Annotated in this window: 21 protein-coding genes; 7 read left to right on the top strand and 14 right to left on the bottom strand. The window is 59.3% G+C overall.

Annotated features, from left to right (window positions below):
* Positions 1-188: 188 nt before the first annotated feature.
* From ACN0VH_RS10895 to ACN0VH_RS10910, 4 genes are all read left to right on the top strand, one after another.
* Positions 189-1,205 carry an amino acid ABC transporter substrate-binding protein gene (locus ACN0VH_RS10895; RefSeq protein ID WP_278923522.1) on the top strand — a complete coding sequence of 339 codons (1,017 nt, stop codon included), beginning with the start codon at positions 189-191 and terminating at the stop codon, positions 1,203-1,205.
* Positions 1,206-1,348: 143 nt separating this feature from the next.
* Entirely contained in the window at positions 1,349-2,569 is a 1,221-nt protein-coding gene (locus tag ACN0VH_RS10900) for an amino acid ABC transporter permease (protein ID WP_278923521.1), read from the top strand.
* 3 nt (positions 2,570-2,572) lie between these two features.
* Positions 2,573-3,874: an amino acid ABC transporter permease gene (locus ACN0VH_RS10905; protein WP_278923520.1), complete on the top strand. Its 1,302-nt coding sequence runs from the start codon at positions 2,573-2,575 to the stop codon at positions 3,872-3,874.
* A gap of 30 nt (positions 3,875-3,904) precedes the next feature.
* A complete protein-coding gene (locus ACN0VH_RS10910; protein WP_417700779.1) occupies positions 3,905-4,654 on the top strand; it encodes an amino acid ABC transporter ATP-binding protein in 750 nt (249 codons plus the stop codon).
* Between the two features lie 96 nt (positions 4,655-4,750).
* Here ACN0VH_RS10910 and ACN0VH_RS10915 read toward each other — a convergent pair whose 3' ends face one another.
* From ACN0VH_RS10915 to argB, 4 genes are all read right to left on the bottom strand, one after another.
* Positions 4,751-5,209 (bottom strand): DUF411 domain-containing protein, encoded by a 459-nt coding sequence (locus ACN0VH_RS10915; protein WP_278923549.1) that lies wholly within the window; start codon positions 5,207-5,209, stop codon positions 4,751-4,753.
* A 131-nt stretch (positions 5,210-5,340) separates the two neighbouring features.
* Positions 5,341-5,850: a SixA phosphatase family protein gene (locus ACN0VH_RS10920; protein ID WP_278923518.1), complete on the bottom strand. Its 510-nt coding sequence runs from the start codon at positions 5,848-5,850 to the stop codon at positions 5,341-5,343.
* The gene (locus ACN0VH_RS10925; protein ID WP_417700603.1) at positions 5,847-6,584 is read right to left on the bottom strand and encodes a ferredoxin; all 738 of its coding nucleotides are present in this window, start codon (positions 6,582-6,584) and stop codon (positions 5,847-5,849) included. Before ACN0VH_RS10925 ends, ACN0VH_RS10920 begins: the two co-directional genes overlap by 4 nt.
* Positions 6,585-6,674: 90 nt before the next feature.
* Positions 6,675-7,535 (bottom strand): acetylglutamate kinase, encoded by an 861-nt coding sequence (gene argB, locus ACN0VH_RS10930; protein ID WP_417700604.1) that lies wholly within the window; start codon positions 7,533-7,535, stop codon positions 6,675-6,677.
* A 128-nt stretch (positions 7,536-7,663) separates the two neighbouring features.
* Here argB and ACN0VH_RS10935 point away from each other — a divergent pair, with 128 nt between their 5' ends.
* The gene (locus ACN0VH_RS10935; protein ID WP_278923515.1) at positions 7,664-8,392 is read left to right on the top strand and encodes an SDR family NAD(P)-dependent oxidoreductase; all 729 of its coding nucleotides are present in this window, start codon (positions 7,664-7,666) and stop codon (positions 8,390-8,392) included.
* Between the two features lie 157 nt (positions 8,393-8,549).
* On the opposite strand, the gene ACN0VH_RS10940 is transcribed toward ACN0VH_RS10935, so the two are convergent.
* The 10 genes from ACN0VH_RS10940 to rpmH all read right to left on the bottom strand — a co-directional run bounded on the left by ACN0VH_RS10940 (position 8,550) and on the right by rpmH (position 17,229).
* Positions 8,550-9,947: a PepSY-associated TM helix domain-containing protein gene (locus tag ACN0VH_RS10940; RefSeq protein ID WP_417700605.1), complete on the bottom strand. Its 1,398-nt coding sequence runs from the start codon at positions 9,945-9,947 to the stop codon at positions 8,550-8,552.
* Positions 9,948-10,027: 80 nt separating this feature from the next.
* The gene (locus ACN0VH_RS10945; RefSeq protein ID WP_417700606.1) at positions 10,028-10,399 is read right to left on the bottom strand and encodes a DUF2946 family protein; all 372 of its coding nucleotides are present in this window, start codon (positions 10,397-10,399) and stop codon (positions 10,028-10,030) included.
* Positions 10,400-11,050, bottom strand: a complete 651-nt coding sequence (yihA, locus tag ACN0VH_RS10950) for a ribosome biogenesis GTP-binding protein YihA/YsxC (RefSeq protein ID WP_278923512.1) — start codon at positions 11,048-11,050, stop codon at positions 10,400-10,402.
* Positions 11,050-11,787, bottom strand: coding sequence for an MOSC domain-containing protein (locus ACN0VH_RS10955; protein ID WP_417700607.1), 738 nt, complete (start codon positions 11,785-11,787; stop codon positions 11,050-11,052). The genes yihA and ACN0VH_RS10955 overlap by 1 nt, the downstream gene beginning before the upstream one ends.
* Positions 11,784-13,595, bottom strand: a complete 1,812-nt coding sequence (gene yidC, locus ACN0VH_RS10960; RefSeq protein ID WP_417700608.1) for a membrane protein insertase YidC — start codon at positions 13,593-13,595, stop codon at positions 11,784-11,786. The genes ACN0VH_RS10955 and yidC overlap by 4 nt, the downstream gene beginning before the upstream one ends.
* 122 nt (positions 13,596-13,717) lie before the next feature.
* Positions 13,718-15,262 (bottom strand): putative bifunctional diguanylate cyclase/phosphodiesterase, encoded by a 1,545-nt coding sequence (locus tag ACN0VH_RS10965; protein ID WP_278923509.1) that lies wholly within the window; start codon positions 15,260-15,262, stop codon positions 13,718-13,720.
* A gap of 64 nt (positions 15,263-15,326) precedes the next feature.
* Positions 15,327-16,214 (bottom strand): tRNA 2-thiocytidine(32) synthetase TtcA, encoded by an 888-nt coding sequence (gene ttcA / locus ACN0VH_RS10970; RefSeq protein WP_417700609.1) that lies wholly within the window; start codon positions 16,212-16,214, stop codon positions 15,327-15,329.
* 124 nt (positions 16,215-16,338) lie between these two features.
* On the bottom strand, positions 16,339-16,584 hold the full coding sequence (gene yidD, locus ACN0VH_RS10975) for a membrane protein insertion efficiency factor YidD (RefSeq protein ID WP_278923507.1): 246 nt from the start codon (positions 16,582-16,584) through the stop codon (positions 16,339-16,341).
* A 37-nt stretch (positions 16,585-16,621) separates the two neighbouring features.
* Positions 16,622-17,068, bottom strand: coding sequence for a ribonuclease P protein component (gene rnpA / locus ACN0VH_RS10980; RefSeq protein ID WP_417700610.1), 447 nt, complete (start codon positions 17,066-17,068; stop codon positions 16,622-16,624).
* Between the two features lie 26 nt (positions 17,069-17,094).
* A complete protein-coding gene (gene rpmH / locus ACN0VH_RS10985) occupies positions 17,095-17,229 on the bottom strand; it encodes a 50S ribosomal protein L34 (protein ID WP_027241708.1) in 135 nt (44 codons plus the stop codon).
* Between the two features lie 335 nt (positions 17,230-17,564).
* Between rpmH and ACN0VH_RS10990 the strand changes: the two genes are divergently transcribed.
* Both ACN0VH_RS10990 and ACN0VH_RS10995 read left to right on the top strand, forming a co-directional pair.
* The gene (locus tag ACN0VH_RS10990; RefSeq protein WP_278923505.1) at positions 17,565-18,326 is read left to right on the top strand and encodes a TVP38/TMEM64 family protein; all 762 of its coding nucleotides are present in this window, start codon (positions 17,565-17,567) and stop codon (positions 18,324-18,326) included.
* A gap of 3 nt (positions 18,327-18,329) precedes the next feature.
* Complete coding sequence (locus tag ACN0VH_RS10995; RefSeq protein ID WP_417700611.1) at positions 18,330-19,781, top strand: dihydrolipoyl dehydrogenase family protein; 1,452 nt, start codon at positions 18,330-18,332, stop codon at positions 19,779-19,781.
* The last annotated feature ends 11 nt before the right edge of the window (positions 19,782-19,792 follow it).

Below are 19,792 nucleotides of genomic sequence, written 5' to 3' on the forward strand. Positions count from 1 at the left end.
TTGTATCGAATAGCAAAAGTACGCTATGCGGACATCGAATTTCATGATCGCACACTTGACGTTTGTTGATGAATGCGCCCAAACTCCCTGTACGAAAGGGGCTCTGCCCTATTTCAAACCATATCCGGCGGCCTGCCTGCCGGGCAAAAAAACCACCGAAATAGGTGGGACATCAGGAAGAGGTAAATATGAAAAATACCGTTATTTTGGGCGCGCTGACCATTGCCGGTCTGTCTGCTGGTGCAGCAGCTGCTGGCACGCTGGACGACGTGAAGGCACGCGGCAAACTGAACTGCGGCGTCACCACTGGTCTGGTCGGATTTGCTGCCCCAAATGCGAGTGGCGAATGGGAAGGCTTTGACGTTGCCCTCTGTCGCGCTGTTGCTGCGGCTGTACTGGGTGATGCGACCGCTGTTGAATTTGTGCCAACCACCGGCAAGACGCGTTTCACCGCGCTGGCCTCTGGCGAAATCGACGTGCTGGCCCGGAACACCACCTGGACTTTCTCGCGCGATGTTGATCTGAAGTTTGAATTCACCGGCGTGAACTACTACGACGGTCAGGGCTTTATGGTCCCGAAAGAGCTGGGCGTTTCCTCGGCCAAAGAACTTGATGGCGCCACAGTCTGCATTCAGACCGGCACCACCACCGAGCTGAACCTGGCGGATTTCTTCCGGTCCAACAACATCAGCTACGAGCCGGTTCCAATCGAAACCAACGCAGAAGCGCAGCAGCAGTACCTGGCAGGTGCCTGTGACGTTTACACCACGGATGCATCCGGCCTGGCGGCCACTCGTGCCACTTTTGAGGCACCCGATGAGCACGCGCTGCTGCCTGAAATCATCTCTAAAGAGCCTCTTGGCCCACTGGTCCGTCACGGCGACCACGAATGGGGTGATGTTGTACGCTGGACCCTGAATGCACTGATCTCTGCTGAAGAGCTGGGTGTGACATCTGCGAATCTCGCTGAGATGGCCGCTGGCACCAACAACCCTGAAATCAACCGTCTGCTGGGCACCGAAGGTACCCTGGGCGAGATGCTTGGTCTGTCGGCTGACTGGGCCAAGAACGCAATTGCCGCTGGTGGTAACTACGGTGAAGTCTTTGCCAACAACATCGGTGAAGCCACCCCCATCGGTCTGGCGCGTGGGTTGAACGCACAGTGGACCAAAGGCGGCCTGCTGTATTCGCCTCCTTTCCGCTAAGATCCAACTAGGAAAGGGCGCAGGGCTTCCTGCGCCCTTTTTCTTACAGTTACTATCCACTCAAAGAACGCTTTAGATCTGACGCGAGCAGGGACCCAACCCCGCCGAAGGATAGATCTATGAGCCACGGGGATCTCTCATTCATGTCAACTCTCACTGACCCACCAAAGGAACAGTTCCGACTGTCCATGTTGGTCAACGATACCCGCTATCGATCGCTGACCTTCCAGGCGATAGCCGCCTTGGTTCTTGCCCTGGCCATCTGGTATCTGGGAAACAATCTTATTCAGAATCTGCGGGCTGCTGGCCTGAATATCTCTTACGATTTCCTCGGCGATCGTTCGGGCTATGATATCAACCAGCGTCTGATCGAATATGATAGCCAGTCAAGCCATGCAAGCGCCGCCCTTGTCGGGATTCTCAACACCCTGCTGGTTGCTGTCCTGGCCTGTATAACCGCCACGATCTTTGGTGTGATCGCCGGGGTGCTGCGGTTGTCCAACAACTGGTTGGTGTCCAAACTGATGGCCGTTTATGTTGAGATCTTTCGCAACATTCCGGTGCTGATCTGGATCATCATCATTTTTACCATCATGACCGCCGTGATGCCGGGTGCGAGGGCCTATCTGGGTGAGAATCCAGAGCGGGAGCTGGTATTTGGTCTCTTCGCCTTTACCAACCGGGGCATTTATGCACCTGCGCCGGTGTGGAATGACGGGTCGATGATTGTTGTTGCTGTTTTCTTCGTCTCGATTTTTGCGATGTTCGCCTATCGTCGTTATGCCACGAAACTGCTGTATGATACCGGTAAGCTATTACCGATGGGCTGGCCAAGTCTGGCAATCCTCATTTTGCCCACCGTGATCATCTTTTTCCTTCTCGGGCAACCAATCGGCCTGGATGCACCAGATCCGCTCGCCAACAGATTCAACCTGCGCGGCGGCATTCAAATCGGTGCGCCCTTGATTGCGCTGTGGTTTGCTCTGTCGATCTATACTGGTGCCTTTATCGCGGAAAACGTGCGTGCTGGCATCCAGGCGGTTTCCAGTGGACAAACAGAAGCAGCTGCTGCCTTGGGGCTGCGTCCTGGTCGGATCATGAACCTGGTGGTGCTGCCGCAGGCGCTGCGGGTGATCATCCCGCCGTTGATCTCTAACTTCTTGAACATCACCAAGAACTCTTCGCTGGCGATTGCAGTGGGATATGCTGATATCACCGCGACACTGGGCGGGATCACCTTGAACCAGACGGGGCGCGCGATCGAATGCGTGCTGCTGCTGATGCTGTTTTACCTCACGGCCTCGCTGCTGATCTCGATGGGGATGAACCTCTATAATGCCTCCGTTAAGCTGAAGGAGCGCTGAGCCATGAGTGACAACAAAAACAACAATCCGATTGCTTTTGTCGCGACCAGCGTTATCCCTGAATCGCCGCCACCTGCGCGAGAAACCGGGATTTATAAATGGGTGCGCGAGAACCTGTTCTCGAATATCCCGAATGGCATCCTGACCCTTGTGGCGATTGCGGTTCTCTACAAGGTTCTCAGCAGTACCCTGCCTTGGATCCTGAACGGTATCTGGACGACCTCGTCACTGGCGGAATGCCGCGAGGTGCTGCAGGGTAAAACAGGGGCCTGTTTCTCTGTCCTGGCGGAACGCTGGCAGCAGTTGCTTTATGGCTTCAAATACCCGGAAGAAGAATACTGGCGCCCGAACCTGGCGCTGATCTTGTTGTTCTTTGCCATGGCGCCAGTCTTGTTCTTTGACCTGCCGCGCAAACTGCTGGGCTTTACCGTGATTTACCCCTTCCTGGCCTTCTGGCTGATCTGGGGCGGTTCCATCATGGTGCCGATTGTGGCGATGCTTGGGTTTGCTGCTGCTGCGGTGGTGTTCCAGAAACTGGGCAAAGGCAGCTTTGCCGCCGGGTTCTTTGGCGCCATTGTCTCGGCGCTGGTGATCTGGAAGATCGGTGGCATGCTGATCCCAGAGAATGCCTCGGAAACGGCAATGCTGACTGCGGTGCCCTCGCGGGATTTGGGTGGCTTCATGCTCAACATGATGCTTGGCGTGACCTGCGTGTCGTTGTCGGTGCCGCTGGGGATTGCTCTGGCACTGGGGCGTCAGTCCTCTATGCCGCTGATCAAATGGATCTGCGTGGTCTTTATCGAATTCGTGCGCGGTGTACCGCTGATCACGCTGCTGTTCGTGGCCTCGGTGATGCTGTCCTACTTCTTCCCGCCGGATGCGACGGTGGATCTGTTCCTGCGGGTGGTCATCATGATCACGCTCTTCTCGGCGGCCTATATCGCCGAGGTGATCCGCGGCGGGCTCGCAGCGCTTCCAAAGGGCCAGTATGAGGCGGCCGACAGTCTGGGGTTGGACTACCCACAGGCGATGCGCCTGATCATCCTGCCGCAGGCGCTGAAGATCTCTATTCCGGGCATCGTCAACGTTGCTGTTGGCCTGTTCAAGGATACCACGCTGGTTTCGGTCATTTCGATGTTCGATCTGGTTGGCATGATCCGCGGTCCCGTTCTGGCCTCGACGGAATGGAATGGGGTCTACTGGGAACTTCTGGGTTTCGCAGCCGCTCTCTTCTTTGTCGTTTGTTACGGCATTTCTCAATACTCTCAGTGGCTCGAGCGTCGTCTCGCCACTGGTCATCGATAAGGAGGCCGGACAATGGCTGACACTTCTCAAATGCAAGTCTCCGATGAAATCGCGATCACCATCAACCAGATGAACAAGTGGTACGGGTCGTTTCACGTGCTGCGCGATATCAACCTGACGGTCAACCAGGGAGAGCGGATCGTGATCTGTGGGCCTTCAGGTTCGGGCAAATCCACCTTGATCCGCTGCATCAATGCGCTGGAGGAACACCAGCAGGGATCCATCGAAGTGGATGGGACACTGTTGTCGAATGACTTGAAGAACATTGATAAAATCCGTTCGGAAGTGGGGATGTGTTTCCAGCACTTCAACCTGTTCCCGCATCTGACCATTCTGGAAAACTGCACGCTTGCTCCGATTTGGGTGCGTAAGACCCCCAAAAAAGAAGCTGAAGAACGGGCGATGCACTTTCTGGAAAAGGTCAAGATTCCCGATCAGGCCAATAAATATCCAGGCCAGCTTTCGGGTGGGCAGCAGCAGCGAGTGGCGATCGCGCGCAGCCTGTGCATGATGCCGCGGATCATGCTGTTTGATGAACCCACATCGGCGCTGGACCCTGAGATGATCAAAGAGGTGCTCGATACCATGATCGAGCTGGCCGAAGAGGGGATGACCATGCTCTGCGTGACCCACGAGATGGGTTTTGCCCGTCAGGTGGCGAACCGGGTGATCTTTATGGATGCGGGCCAGATTGTGGAACAGAACGAACCGGAAGAGTTCTTCAACAATCCCAAAAGCGAACGCACGCAGCTGTTCCTGAGCCAGATCCTGGGTCACTAAGGCTGCAATGCATAGCAAACAAAAAGGCCGGGCACTGTGCCCGGCCTTTCTTATTTCGCCCAGAGCTGTCTGCGATCAGGCCAGATCTGTGATCAATCAGGAATGTGTTGCATAGACGGAGGTGGTGCCATCCGCATGGATCAGCAGGGTGTCAAAGGCTTCTTTCTGATCCTGCATTTCCATGCCGGGCGATCCAATTGGCATGCCCGGAACCGTCAGTCCCAGCGCGTCTGGCTGGTCTTGCATCAGGCGGCGAATGTCGCTGGCAGGGACGTGACCTTCGATCACATAGCGGCCCAGCAGCAGTGCTGTGTGGCAAGAGGCCAGCGCTTCAGTGATCCCCAGCCGCGCCTTTATCTCCCAGAGCCGTTCGTCCGGAAGGTTGCGGCTTTCAATCTGGCCCAGGTCGGCGGCGTCCAGATGGGTCACCCAGGCGCTGCAGCAGCCGCAGGTGGGGGATTTCATCACCAGTATATCCGGCTCGGCAGCAGCCATGGCTGGTAGATTGGCAATGGGCAGGGACAAAGCTGCGAGTAATACGGAACGGCGGTGCATCATGGGCTGGGCTCCTGTCAAGGGACGTACGGTTTTGCGATGGCGAACCAAATTCTACCGGAGGCTTGATCCTAGGCAGTGCAGATTCGCTTTGCCACAAGCCTCCCGCGCTGGAGCGGCGCTATGTCGCGCTATGCGTCGACCGGTTCGCTCAGCAATTCGCGGGGTACGACAAAATCCATCACGCGGCCCGTGCCCCAGTTCAGATCTGCCCAGCTGTCGATATCAAATCGCGCCACCAAGGTGGCCCCGGTTGGATAGTCGCCAAAGCGATTGTGATCCGGGGGGGTGGCGACGATGGCATGGGCAAAGGCGGCGATGCCGGGGTTGTGGCTGATCAGCATGACGCGGTTGTGTTCGGCTTCGCGCAGCGCCTGAAAAATGATGTCCGGGCTGGCATGATAGAGCCGCTCGATGAACATGGTTGGCGTGTCGAGTTGTAACTGAGCCTGGGTTTCGCGGCTCCGCTGTGCTGAAGAGCACAGTATTTGATCGGGGCCTTGCCCTGTCAGACGCAGCCAGTCGCCCAGGGCGGCGGCAGATCTGTAGCCCCGGTTGTTCAGGGGGCGGGCATGGTCGCTGGGGGAGTTGGTATCCCAGGCGGATTTGGCGTGGCGGGTCAGAATCAGGGTTCGGGTCATGACGGGTTAAAATACCTCATGTGATGGGCGGTTTGGTCAGAGCATCTTCCGGCCCGCTGGCTAAGAGGGCACGCACAACGCGCAAGGCATCCCTGCGTCATGCAGGGCGTACCGGCCGGGCTATCTAGGTGGTGGTGACAGGCCGCCAGATCATAGGGGCCGCCGTCAACCAGCGCCTGCGCAGGGCAGGAAGTGAGACACGGTTTGGATGTACAGGTCGCGCAGGGAGACTGTGCCAAAACAGGGGGGGGTATGTCAAAGGATTGATCAAAGTGCAGAGCCCCGCGATATGATGTCAGCATACCATAGCGATCATGCACCAGCATTTGTGACGGTGATGTGAAGGCACGGCCCGAGGCCAGCGCCCAGGCGACAAAGGGCTGATAGGGCGGCGCACCAAATGGAAAATATGCCGTTGCCCCCAGATCCCTGGCGATTGCCGTGACAATGCGGGTCGACCAGCGATCAATCGGATCAGGCTGACCATCTGCATATTCGCACGACTTGGTGAAACGTGGCCAGAATTGCCCGCCAGTCCCCAAGAGAACCAGCGTACCCAGCGACAGGCCCACGGCGGGCCGATCTGCCTCTGCAGGTCGAAAGGCGCCGTAGATCTCTAGCCCCTGCGCCTGCGCGACCTGTTCCACCTGAAGATATCGCTGGGCCCGAGAGCGCGCGGCAGCGCAGGGCTGAGCCGCGATCCGAGTGGCCTCGGCATAATATTGTACTGTCATGGTCCCCCCCAAGGGCGTGGCTAGCCTGGGGGGATGATACCAGATCCTTGGAACATCTGGGGCGTAAAATCGACGAGATTGGGCCAGAGCCTAGGCGCGGATCATCGAACCCGCGCCGTGATCGGTGAAAAGTTCCAGCAGAACCGCATTTTTGACCCGGCCATCCACGATGGTACAGGCGCGCACACCGGAACGAACGGCCGCCAGAGCGGTTTCCGTCTTGGGGATCATGCCCCCTGCAATGACGCCTTCGGCAGTCAGCCGTTCCACATCAGCAGCTTTCAATTCGGTCACAACCTCGCCGCTGGCATCCTTGACGCCGGACACATCAGTGAGCAGCAGCAGCCGGTCGGCATTGAGCGCAGTGGAGATGGCGCCAGCCGCAGTATCGCCATTGATATTGAAGGTCTCACCCGTGCGACCAGCCCCGATGGGGGCAATCACCGGGATGATGTCCTTTTCAAATAGGTCGTGCAGCACCTGCGGGTCCATATCTGCGGGTGCGCCAACAAAGCCCAGCTTGGCATCGGCCTGATCGCAGGTGATCAGATTGGCGTCTTTGCCAGACAGTCCCACGGCCCGGCCACCCTGCGCGTTGATCGCTTGCACAATGCGCTTGTTGACCACACCTGAGAGCACCATTTCCACCACTTCCATGGTGGCCTGATCGGTGACCCGCTTGCCATCGACAAAATCGGACTTGATCTGCAGCTTGTCCAGCATGGCGTTGATCATCGGGCCACCGCCATGCACGATGACGGGATTGACCCCAACCTGGCGCATCAGCACGATGTCGCGGGCAAATGTTTCCATCGCCTCGTCGCTGCCCATGGCATGGCCACCCAGCTTGATGACAACAATGGCACCATCATAGCGCTGCAAATAGGGCAGGGCGCTTGACAGTGTTTCGGCAGTGGCAATCCAGTCGCGGTTCATGTCTTGTTTCTTCATGGCTCGGGGTCCCTTTGGCATCTGGTGTTACGCGCTTCCGGCGTCGCTGCCAAGTGCCACATAGCGATTGCAGTGCAGCCGCGCGCTGATAGTGTCGGCAGAGGCTTCAAATAGATGGATAGTGTGTGATGGGCCAAAAGACTTTGCTTCTGACCGGTGCGAGCCGGGGTATCGGCCATGCCACAGTGCGCCGGTTCAATGCCGAAGGCTGGCGCGTGATGACCTGTTCGCGCCATCCCTTCCCCGAGGAATGCCCCTGGGGCGGCGGTCGCGAAGACCATGTCCAGCTGGACTTGTCTGACCCAAGCGATACCATCAACGCGGTGGGCATCATTCAAGAGCGTCTGGGCGGCCGTCTGGATGCACTGGTCAACAACGCCGGCATTTCCCCCAAGGGCCCTGATGGCGCGCGTTTGAACACCCTGGACACCGACCTGATGACCTGGGGTAAGGTTTTTCACGTCAATTTCTTTTCGTCGGTGGTGCTGGCACGCGGGCTGAAGGATGAATTGGCGGCGGCCAAGGGATCGGTGGTCAATGTGACATCCATCGCGGGCAGCCGGGTGCATCCCTTTGCCGGGGCGGCCTATGCCACATCCAAGGCGGCGCTGGCCGCGTTGACCCGTGAGATGGCACATGACTTTGGCCCCCTCGGGGTGCGGGTCAATGCGATCGCACCGGGAGAGGTCGAGACGGCGATCCTGTCGCCGGGCACCGATAAGATCGTCGAAAAACTGCCGATGCAGCGTCTGGGCCAACCCGAAGAAGTGGCGGCGGCTATTTTCTTTCTCTGCTCGCAGGAAAGCTCTTACATCTCGGGGGCCGAGATCGAGGTGAACGGCGCGCAGCACGTTTGACGGTAGCAGGAATGCCGCCCCCCCCAATAAAAACCGCCCCCGCAGCGCTCTCCAGGCTCTGCGGGGGCTTTGGGTCAATGGGGCCTCAAGGGACGCAACAGGCCCCATGACCTCAGGCGCCGCCCCCTGGTGAAGGTGCAGGGCGACGCCAGCCCGGTCAGCTCAAGGCGCGTTTCATCGCAGGGATATTGCTGAGGATCAGCAGATCAAAGGCCAGCACGGCCAATAGCGTTGCCCCGACCAGCGGGAAGGCCATCGAGGTGAAAAGACCAATCAAAACAGCACCTTTCCAGAAGGGCATTTCAGCAGGCACCGGCGGGGCGGCCAGACGACCCGCCCCGGAAGGGCGGCGCTTGACCCAGAGCACCAGACCGGACAGTGCGACAAAGATCACCGACAGGCAGAAAACCACGTTGAGGACAAAGCTCCAGGTGCCCATAAGCCCCATGTGAAACGGAATGCCCACGGCCATGGCCTTGCCGGCCCAGGAATAGTCTTCGTATTTCACATCCGCGAGGATCTTGCCGGTGTATTGGTCGATATGGATGGTGCGATCGACAAAGGGATCATCTGAATCGCTGCTCATGCTGTCGCGGTTGATGGTCCAGACGCCACCGTCACCGCCGGGATATGCCACGCGAAAGCGCCCCTCCATGCCCAGCCTGCGGCCGAGCGTTACCAGGCTGTCGATATTGATCGCGGTGCCATCGGGAATGCCGGTGATGCCTGCCTGCGATCCTGATGCGGGCATCGGGGTCTGCTCCAGCGCCCAGGGCACGTCATTGGTGGCACCGTGGTTCATATCGGCGTGGATCGAATCGGACAGGGGGACATTGTCCCATTTTTCAGCCGGAAAGGTGCTCCAGGCTTGCATCATCTTCTCCCCCCAGATGCCGGTCCAGGACAGGCCCGAGATGAGAAAAATCACCAGCATGGCCGAAATCCAGAAACCGGTGACCGCATGCAGGTTCTTCCACAGGGCGCGGCCTCGGGCGCGCAGATCCGGCACAAAGGCCGACATGGCGTTGCCGCGAGGCCACCAGATGTAAAGCCCGGTGAAGATCAACACCAGGCCGAGCCCGGCTGCGATTTCGATCATCCGGTCACCAGCAGTGCCGATCAGCAGGTCCGAATGGATATTGTCGGCGAAATCATACCAGCCAGCGCGGCGGTCCCAGATCTCGATCACTTCTCCGGTGTATTGGTTCAGGGCCACCAGGCGTTGGCCTTCTTCGGTCTTGACCCGGAACACAGCGGCAAGATCAGGCGCCTTTGGTCCGATCCATTCGGCAATGGTGCCGGGCTGGGCGGCGAGAACCCGTTGCGATTGCTCGGTCAGGCTGAGGGCGGTTTCTCCCTGGGTGACCTGGATGGTTTCGCCATCCCGTCCGTCAAACTGGGTGATGAACATCATCATCAGGCCGGTGATGGCAAGGGTCACAAAGAAGGGGATGACATAAAGCGCGGCGTAAAAATGCCAGCGCCAGGCGGCAAAGTAGAATTTTTCGGTGAGCGAGCGCGATTGGCCCGCAGGATGCGGTTGGCTGTTTGCCATGGGATTTCTCCATATCTGAACTGTGCCATTGCCGGGGGCTGCCCGGCTTGGCTGCGATAAAACGTCGGTGTTTTGAAGGTTCAGGAGAGGGCAGGCGGCCCGCGTGCATCATAGCGCCAGTGGAACCCGGCAGAATAATGGGTAAAGCTCTCATGTGCCCAGCGGGCACCAAGGGAGGGTGTCAGATCCAGCGCAAGCGGCGTGTTCTGCGGCAGGTTGGCATGGGTTGATAGGGCTGAAAAAGGACAGCTGCGGTCATCCATCTGGTCAGCCGGGATAGGCTGCGGCGCGTCGTCGCCCAGATCAACCCAGCGCTCCTCGACCCCATCGGTGGTACAGATGACCAAAAGCACCTTGCCGTTACCTGCATGCGCCGGCATCCACCCCGCCGGGATCAACCCGGCAGCAGTGATTGCCAGCAGCATCACATAGGGCAGCAGGCGCGATAGCACCTACTCAAGGCCCGTGATGATAGAGCGTAGCGTGGCGATGCCATCGCCTTTTTCCGACGAGGTCAGCACGATTTCAGGATAGGCTGCCGGGTGGCGGGACAGGGCAGTGCGCACCTGTTCTATCACCTTCTCGCGGTCCTTGGCTTTGACCTTGTCGGCCTTGGTCATCACGCATTGAAAGGTCACGGCAGAACTGTCGAGCAGGCTCATGATCTCTTCATCGACATCCTTGACGCCATGGCGGCTGTCAATCAGCACAAAGGCGCGGCGCAGGGTCTGGCGGCCGCTGAGATATCGTTTCAGCAGTTTCTGCCACTTTTCCACCACTGCCAGCGGCGCATTGGCATAGCCATAGCCGGGCAGATCGACGAGATAGAGGTCCGGCCCCTGGGTGAAGAAGTTGATTTCCTGCGTGCGGCCCGGTGTGTTGGAAGCCCGCGCCAGCCCCTTGGTGCCGGTCAGCGCGTTGATCAGGCTGGATTTGCCTACATTGGAACGCCCAGCAAAGCAGACTTCCATACGGTCGGCCTCGGGCAGGCCCGACATGGCAACGACGCCTTTGACAAATTCCGATTCGCCGGCAAACAGTTTGCGGCCCTTTTCAGCGGCGATTGGATCTGGCTCTTCGGCGAGAGAGAATGGGATCTGCATCAGAGAACCTCCAGGGTATCGGTGAGGGCGATTTTCCCATCGCACAGCACCTTGGCACGAATGCCGAAATCGGTGTGGCCCCAGTGCTCGCGCAGGGCCTTTAGCGTGTTGGCGTCGCGCTTGCCTGTGTCCGGGTTGGTTTCGGTCGCGCGACAACGGGTGATGCGGTCGACCACTTCCAGACGCACCTCACCTATCTGCAACTGGCGCCCAACCCAGTCAAATTCCTCAAAGGGGGCAGGGCCGTCGATCCACAGGTTGCCACGGAACCGGCGCGGGTCCAGTCTCTGCCCCAGGGTTTCCCCCAGCGCCCGCAGAGAGCTAAGCGACAGAATCGAGAGCGCCGAAAAACTGGCATCTGCCATGCCGCCCGCCGGGGCCGCAATCAGGCTGTGCGGCTGCGGCCGATCGGTCGGGTAGATCGGTTGCAGCCAATCGATCAGTTTTGCGCCATCAGTTGCAGGGTTCAGGGTGATCTCACCCTGTTTCGGGTGGCGCAGCGTAATCTGGGCCCCCTGTGTTTCAGCCGTAACCGCCATCAGTTCGGGCCCGAAACAGCCGCGGGCAAAATTGCGGCAGTGCTGCCATGCGCCGGTATCCTCGGCTGTGCCGGTCAGCACAGCCCAAGCCCGGTCCAACGGCATAGGCCCGCCTGTCTCCAGACGGACCTGTGTCAATGGTTCGGCCCCGACCCCTTTGATCGGGTGCCGCCACATTTGTTTGACAGTTGCTGTCATTTGTTCTCGGCCTTTGGCTTTCGCTTGACGCTGGCCTTGATATTGCCAAACACATCCGGCGTGTAGCCATGGCTGCGCATGATCAGATACTGCTGGGTAAAGGTGATGGTGTTGTTGGCAATCCAATATACCACCAGCCCCGAGGCAAAGCCCCCCAGCATGAACATGAAGACCCAAGGCATCCAGGCAAAGATCATTTGCTGTGTCGGATCCGTAGGCGCCGGGTTCAGCTTTTGCTGCAAGAACATCGAGATACCCAAGAGCAGCGGCAGAATACCGATAAAGACCAATGCTAGCAGGCTTTCGGGTGCCGGCCCGGCCCAGGGCAGTAGCCCGTAAAGGTTCATGATCGAGGTGGGATCCGGTGCGCTCAGATCCTGGAAGGGACCAAAGAACGGCGCATGGCGCAGTTCCAGCGTGACAAAGATCACCTTGTAGAGCGAGAAGAAGATCGGGATCTGGATCAGGATCGGCAAACAGCCGGCAGCGGGGTTCACTTTTTCCCGCTTGTACAGCTCCATGATCTCTTTCTGTTGCTTTTGCCGATCATCGCCAGAGCGCTCTTTCAGCTTCTCCATTTCTGGCTGCAGCTCTTTCATCTTGGCCATGGAGGCGTAGGATTTATAAGCCAGCGGGAAGACCAGGATCTTGATCAGCACGGTCAGCGCGATGATCGCCCAGCCCATGTTGCCAATCAGACCATTCAGCCAGTGCAGAACTGCAAAGATCGGTTTGGTCAGGAAGAAGAACCAGCCCCAGTCGATACTGTCGAGGAAACCGGCGATGCCGCCCTTTTCATAGGCCCGAATGGTGGCCCATTCCTTGGCCCCGGAAAACAGCTGGGTGGTAACCTCGGTGCTGGCGCCATCGGCCAGGGTGACGGTGGGCAGCACGATATCGGTCTGATAGATATTGCGACGCTCGTCATATTTGGCAATCGAGCGGAAGGACTGGCCCGGCTCCGGGATCAGCGTCGACATCCAGTAGTGATCGGTAAAGCCGATCCAGCCGTTGCCTTCCACCTGCTTGACCTCAGAGCGCGACCCGTCGCGCGGGTCAATGTCAAAATCGGCGACATCGGAATAGTCCAGCTCTGACAGCTCGCCATCGGCCATGCCAACAAGGCCTTCGTGCAGGATGAAGAAGTTCTTCATATCCTCAGGCTCGCCATGACGGGCCAATGTGCCATAGGGCGCAAGCGAGACATTGCTGCCAGAGGCATTGCTGACCGACTGGCTGACAGAGAACATATAGTTCTCGTCCACCGCGATGGTGCGACTGAATGTCAGGCCCTTGCCGTTGTCCCAGGTCAGGGTCACGGGCGTGTCTGGCGTTAGCTGGGCGCCATCAGGGGTGTGCCACAGGGTATTGGCACCGGGGACATCGTCAGCGGTAAGACCGCTGCCTGGAGCCCAGCCGTAGAGAGCGTAATAGGCACCCTGTTCGCCGACAGGCGACAGGAACTGGACGATTTCCGGGGCATCGTTGGTGACGCGGTAATCTTTCAGCGCCAGATCGTCGATACGACCGCCCTGCAGCGAGATGCTGCCGGTGATGCGATCAGATTCGATCTTGATCCGTGGCGCATCAGAAGCACTGGCCTCTTCGCTGGTCTGGCTGGTGACAGCCCCGGTCGCATCAGCGCCAGGGCTGCTTGCGGTGTCACCTGCGGACGCGGGCACAGTTTCTGTTGCCAGGGCCTCCGGTGTCGGTTCGACCTCTGGGGGTGGGAAAAAAAACATCCACCCAAGAAGCACGAGGCTGCTGAGTGCGATTGCGAGAATAAGATTCTTGTTCTGGTCGTCCATTTGGGACTGCCACCTCGTGTAGGGAATGACACGGTGGGTTCAACAGAGATGACCCCCAAAGGTCAAGTGGAATCGGGGAAATCAGGGGCGGCAATACGCCCCGACGTTGGAAAAAGCGGGGATCAGCGGGTGCGGCGGCCGATTTCCGGGGCCTCTTGCAGTTTGGCTTCGTGTGCGGTGATCCAGTCAAGCGTCTGGTCAAAGGGCATCGGACGGCCAATGCCAAAGCCCTGCACATGGCCACAGCCGAGCTGCGACAAGAGCGCGTGCTCGCCGGCGGTTTCCACCCCTTCGGCGAGGGTTTCCAGGTCCAGGCGCTCGGCCATGGTCAGGATCGCGGCAATCAGCTTTTGCTGTTCCGGGTCGCGGTCGGCACGCAGCACAAAAGAGCGGTCGATCTTGATCCGGGAGATATTGAAGCGACGCACCGCCGAGATAGAGGCATGTCCGGTGCCAAAGTCATCCAGCTCAATATGGCAGCCCAGATCGCTGAGCGCAGCAATATTGCGGGTTACCACATCATCGGGCCGATCCGTCATCACGGTTTCCAGAATTTCGATCGACAGACGCGCCGGGGGCAGATCAAAGCGTTCCAGCTCCCACTTGATGTTTTCCGCCAGATTGGGGTTGCGCAGCTCTTGGGTGGCAAAGTTGACGCCAACGGCCGGCACCTTCAGACCTGCGGCATCCCAGGCATTTAGCGCAGTCAGAGAATGGTAGAGCATGACCTGGCTAAGGCGTTCCATCAGACCGGTTTCTTCCAGTAGGGGCAGAAACTTGCCGGGCGGAATCAGGCCGCGCACAGGGTGCATCCAGCGGGCCAGGGCCTCAAAGCCTGAAACGCGGCCGGTGTCGGTGCAGATCTGCGGTTGGAACCAGGGCTGGATATGACCGGCCTCCAGCGCTTCGGCGGCTTCTTCGCGCAGGTTGCCATGGGCTTTGCTGCGTTGATGCATATCGTTGGAAAAGACCCGGATCCCAGAGGGGCCGTTTTGCTGAGCGTCGGACAGCGCCGCCGCTGCTGCGCCAGACCAGTCGCTATAGGATTTGCTGGGCGCGCGGGTATTCAGGCAAAACCCGATAGAGCAAGAGACATAGACCGTGGTGCCATCCAGCGAGATCGGCTCTTCCACGGCGGATTGAATGCGCCCTGCCATCTGCACGCAGGTTTCCAGATCCAGTTGCAGCACCGGGGTCAGGCAGACGGCAAATTTGCTGTCGCCGATTCGGGCAACCGTATCGCCATTGCGCAGGGTGCTGGCGATACGTTCGCCGCAGCTTTGAATAACCCGGTCGCAGGCATCTTGGCCCTCTCGGTTGCTCAGCTCTTTGAAGTCGTCAATTTCGATGTAGTACAGCGCCGACCGCAGCTCGGTTCTGGCGCAATCTTCAACGATTCGCTCCATGTCTAGCTCAAATCCTTCGCGCAGCATCAGCCCTGTTACACTGTCGCGCGGCGCAAGGTTTCGGCCATAGGCGGAAAAACCGCCAAAAGCAGCAAAAAGAACTGGCATACCCAGAGCAACCCAAAGCAGAGCAGCTTCGCCACCGATCCAGAAAGTCGCAAGGGTGAGCGCAGGCAAGAACGCAAGAATCGGCGGCGCAAGCAGCGCCGGAGCCAATCTTGTTCGAATTCGGTAAAGGAGACCTGAATTCGCTTTTGTCATGTTCAGACCTTTCGCCTAAAGCAGGGTGCATCGGCAGAATAGAGGGCTGGTTCTGACTCGCGGGTTAACGCAACAGGGGTATTTCTGATGAATCGGCAGAATCTTCGTCAGAATTGCGCTCCAACCCGGTAAAATCAAAAAGCTTGGGGTCAAGTAGATGCGACGGACGTGCATTCGTCAAGGCGCGGAACATGACCTGGCGGCGACCGGGACTGTTTGATTCCCACTGGTCGAGAATCTGCTTCACCTGCTGCCGCTGCAGCCCATCTTGACTACCGCATAGGTCGCAGGGAATGATCGGATAGTCCATCGCGCGGGCGAATTTCTCGCAGTCGGCTTCGGCCACATGGGCGAGCGGGCGATAGACAAAAAGGTCGCCTTCTTCGTTCAGCAGCTTGGGCGGCATGGTGGCCAGGCGCCCACCGTGGAACAGATTCATGAAAAAGGTTTCAAGAATATCATCGCGGTGATGGCCCAATATGACCGCAGAACATCCTTCTTCCCGCGCGACCCGGTACAAATTGCCCCGCCGCAGACGCGAGCACAGCGCGCAGAAGGTGCGTCCCTCCGGGATCTTGTCCACCACGATGCTATAGGTGTCCTGATATTCAATCCGATGCGGCACGCCCATCTTTTCCAGGAATGCGGGCAGCACAGTGGCGGGAAATCCCGGTTGCCCCTGATCCAGATTGCAGGCCAAAAGATCCACCGGCAGCAGCCCGCGCCACTTCAGCTCATGGAGCACAGCTAAGAGAGTATAGCTGTCCTTCCCCCCCGAGAGGCAGACCAGCCAGCGCGGCGTGCTGCCATCAGCGGGGCGTTCCACCATGCCGTATTGTTCAATCGCTTCACGCGCCTGACGCACAATGCGTTTGCGCAGCTTCTTGAACTCGGTGGTCGAGGGCGCGCCGGCAAACAGCGCATGGATTTCGGTTTGATCATCATCAAGCATATCGGCCCCCTAGCCCCTGGCGCGGCCTTTGCCAAGGAAAAAGGGCACGCGCGTCGCAATAGTCCAGCACTAGGCCCCGCAGCAGGCTCGCTGTCCGGGCAGGGGGGGCAGGACTGTCTGGCGATTACTTTGGTGGCGCGGTGGGCTTTGGGTCCGGCACCGGGTCATAGCCGTTGCCCCCAAGCGGATGGCAGCGTCCAATGCGGCGCAGCGTCAGCCAGGTCCCCTTGATGCCGCCATGCTTTTCATAGGCTTCCAGCGCGTAGGCTGAACAGGTCGGTTGATAGCGGCAGTTGAAACCCACCCAGGGTGAGAAAAGCAGCCGATAGGCGCGGACCGGCAGGGCAAGGATATGGGCAAGCGGCGTCATGGGGGTAAAATAGGGGCAAGAGCCTGCTGGAAACAGATCACCCGTGGATTTTTTTCAACGCATAGGCCAGATCGCGCTGCAGATCCTGAAAATCGCGGCTTGCCGTCTCCTTGGCGCGGCCAATCAGGACATAGTCCCAGCCATCGCGGCCCTGTTGCGGCAGCACCAGGCGGGCGGCTTCGCGCAGGCGTCGTTTGGCGCGGTTGCGGGCCACGGCATTGCCAACCTTCTTGGAGCAGGTGAAGCCAACACGAAAGCCGGGCTCGGCGGTTTCGCCGTCGCGGCGCTTGCGCCCCTGAACCATCATGCCTTGGGTGCCCTGACGACGGGCACGGGCTGCGGCCAGAAAGGCGCTGCGCTTGGCCAGAACGGTCAAGGACGGGCTTTTTTTTGCGGTCTGTTTGGGCGCTGGGCAAACAGAAACCGCCGAAGGCTGGTTCCCGTGGCCAGCTGCGCTGTCCTTTGGGGCCTTCGGCGGTGTCATATCTGTCAATCCTTGGTGCCTCGCGCTTATGCGCTCAGCTCCTTACGGCCACGGGCGCGGCGTGCGTTAAGGATCTTGCGGCCTGCCTTGGTGGCCATGCGCGCACGAAAACCGTGGCGACGTTTACGAACCAGGTTCGAGGGCTGAAAGGTGCGTTTCATCGCTCCGGTCTCCAATTTCTACAGGGGGCAGCGGAATCGCTCCCCGTGGTGTTTATCTCGAAGCCCGGTCTTTAGAAGGGATTCTCGGGCAAGTCAAACGCTGAGCCCTGACTTTTGTCGCGCCCGGGCAAGATTTCTGCCAAAAAGGCCGGAATTTACCGGGGCAGGCCGCAAAATGCCGCAAATCGGCGGGGCAGGGTGCGAATCTTCACAAAAACACATCTAACAGATCAAGGCCGCGTGATAAGCCCATGCCAGACCTCGTCTTGGGGTGCATTTGGCGCTAGCAGGTATTGGCAGCTAGACCTGTGGTCCGGGGCAGACGACCAAGAGAGATGAGACATATGACCAAGACGCCAAAACGAGGGCTTGCCCGCCACCTGCCGCTGATCGCTGTGGTTGCGGTGGCGCTGATCGGCGCGGTGACCCTGAAGGATTACCTCAGCTTTGATACGCTGCGCGACAACCGCGAGGCGCTGATGGCCTTTCGCGATCAGAATTACCTGGGATTGGTGGCGCTCTTTGTTGGGCTGTATGTCCTGATTGTGACCTTTTCCTTGCCGGGTGCGGCGGTGGCCTCGGTCACGGGGGGCTTTCTGTTTGGTTTGGGCGCGGGCACTGCGCTGAACGTGGTCTCGGCGACCTTTGGGGCATCGGCGATCTTTCTTGCGGCCCGCCTGGGATTGGGCGAGACGCTTACGGCGAAGCTAGAAGCGAGTGAAGGCCGGGTGCATATGTTGAAGAATGCGCTGCGCCAGAATGAGGTGGAGGTGCTGCTGCTGTTGCGTTTGGTGCCTGCAGTGCCGTTCTTTGTCGCTAATCTGTTGCCCGCGCTGGTGGGGGTGCGGTTTGGCAATTTCCTGTGGACCACGGCGCTTGGCATCATTCCGGGGGCAATTGTCTTTACCTGGATCGGGGTCGGCGTCGGAGAGGTCTTTGATCGCGGCGAAGATCCAGACCTGTCCCTGTTGTGGGAACCGCATGTGATCGGCCCGCTTCTGGGGCTGTGTGTCTTGGCGGTGATGCCGATCATCGTCAAAACCCTGCGCCCCAAAAGCGCCAACCCCAACCCCAAGCCCCCAACAAAGGGGCGCTGAACCATGACATCTGCCCCGGCAACCGATGCCGCATCCCAAACCCGGCTGAAATGTGACCTGCTGGTGATCGGGGCCGGATCGGGCGGGTTGTCGGTGGCGGCAGGAGCCAGCCAGATGGGGGCTTCGGTGGTGCTTCTTGAGGGGCACAGGATGGGCGGTGACTGTTTGAACTATGGCTGTGTGCCGTCCAAGGCGCTGTTGGCCAGCGCCAAGGCGGCCTATGGCCAAAGTACCAGCGCAGCCTTTGGCGTGGCCGAGGTGGCGCCGACCGTGGACTACGCCGCAGCCCAAACCCATGTGCAGAACACCATTGATGCGATCACCCCGATGGATAGCCAAGAGCGATTCGAGGGGTTCGGCGTGCGGGTGATCCGTGAATTTGGCCGCTTTGTTTCCCCAACCGAGGTACAGGCCGGCAATCATGTGATCCGCGCCCGACGGGTGGTGATCGCCACGGGTTCCGTACCGCTGGTGCCGCCGGTGCCGGGGCTGGAGACTGTGCCCTATGAAACCAATGAAACCCTGTTTGATCTGAGCCACCGCCCAGAGCATCTGCTGATCATCGGCGGTGGTCCGATTGGCATTGAAATGGCGCAGGCGCATATCCGGCTGGGCAGCAGGGTCACGGTGATCGAAGGCGAGCGCGCGTTGGGCGGTGATGATCCAGAAGCCGCCGCCGTTGTGCTGGACGCGCTGCGCAATGAGGGCGTGGTGATTGCCGAGAACGCGATGGCGGCCCAGATCAGCGGCGAGGCTGGTGCCATCGAGGTGAAAACCAGGGATGGGCGCCGCTTTACCGGCTCGCATCTCTTGGTGGCGGTGGGCCGTAAGAGCAATACCGACAGGCTGGATCTTGCGGCCGGCGGGATCACGCCGAGCAAGACCGGCATCAAGGTGGACGCGGCGCTGCGCACCAGCAACCGTCGCGTCTATGCTATTGGCGATGTCGCGGGGGGGATGCAGTTTACCCATGTGGCGGGCTATCACGCCGGGGTCATCATTCGCTCGGCTTTGTTTGGCCTGCCGTCCAGGGCGCAGGAACTGCACCTGCCGCGCGCCACCTATAGTGACCCGGAACTGGCCCAGGTCGGCCTGACAGAGACCGAGGCCCGCGCCCGGCATGGCGATGGGGTGGAATTGGCGCGGTTTGATTTTGCCCATAATGACCGCGCCCTGGCAGAGCTGAAAACCAAGGGTTTCATCAAGGTGATGGTGGTCAAAGGGCGCCCGGTGGGGGCGACGATTGTCGGGCACCAAGCGGGAGAATTGATTTCATTGTGGTCGCTCGCTTTGGCAAATAGGTTGAAGATGAGCCAGGTTGCCGCAATGGTGGCGCCATATCCGTCAATCGGGGAGATCAATAAACGTGTCGCTGGCGCCTACTTCTCACCACGGTTGTTTGACAGTGTGCTGGTTAAGCGCGCGGTGCGCTTTGTGCAGCGTTGGATCCCTTAACCCGGAAAGAG

Source organism: Pseudophaeobacter sp. (genome assembly GCF_048267565.1).
Lineage (GTDB): Bacteria > Pseudomonadota > Alphaproteobacteria > Rhodobacterales > Rhodobacteraceae > Pseudophaeobacter > Pseudophaeobacter profundi.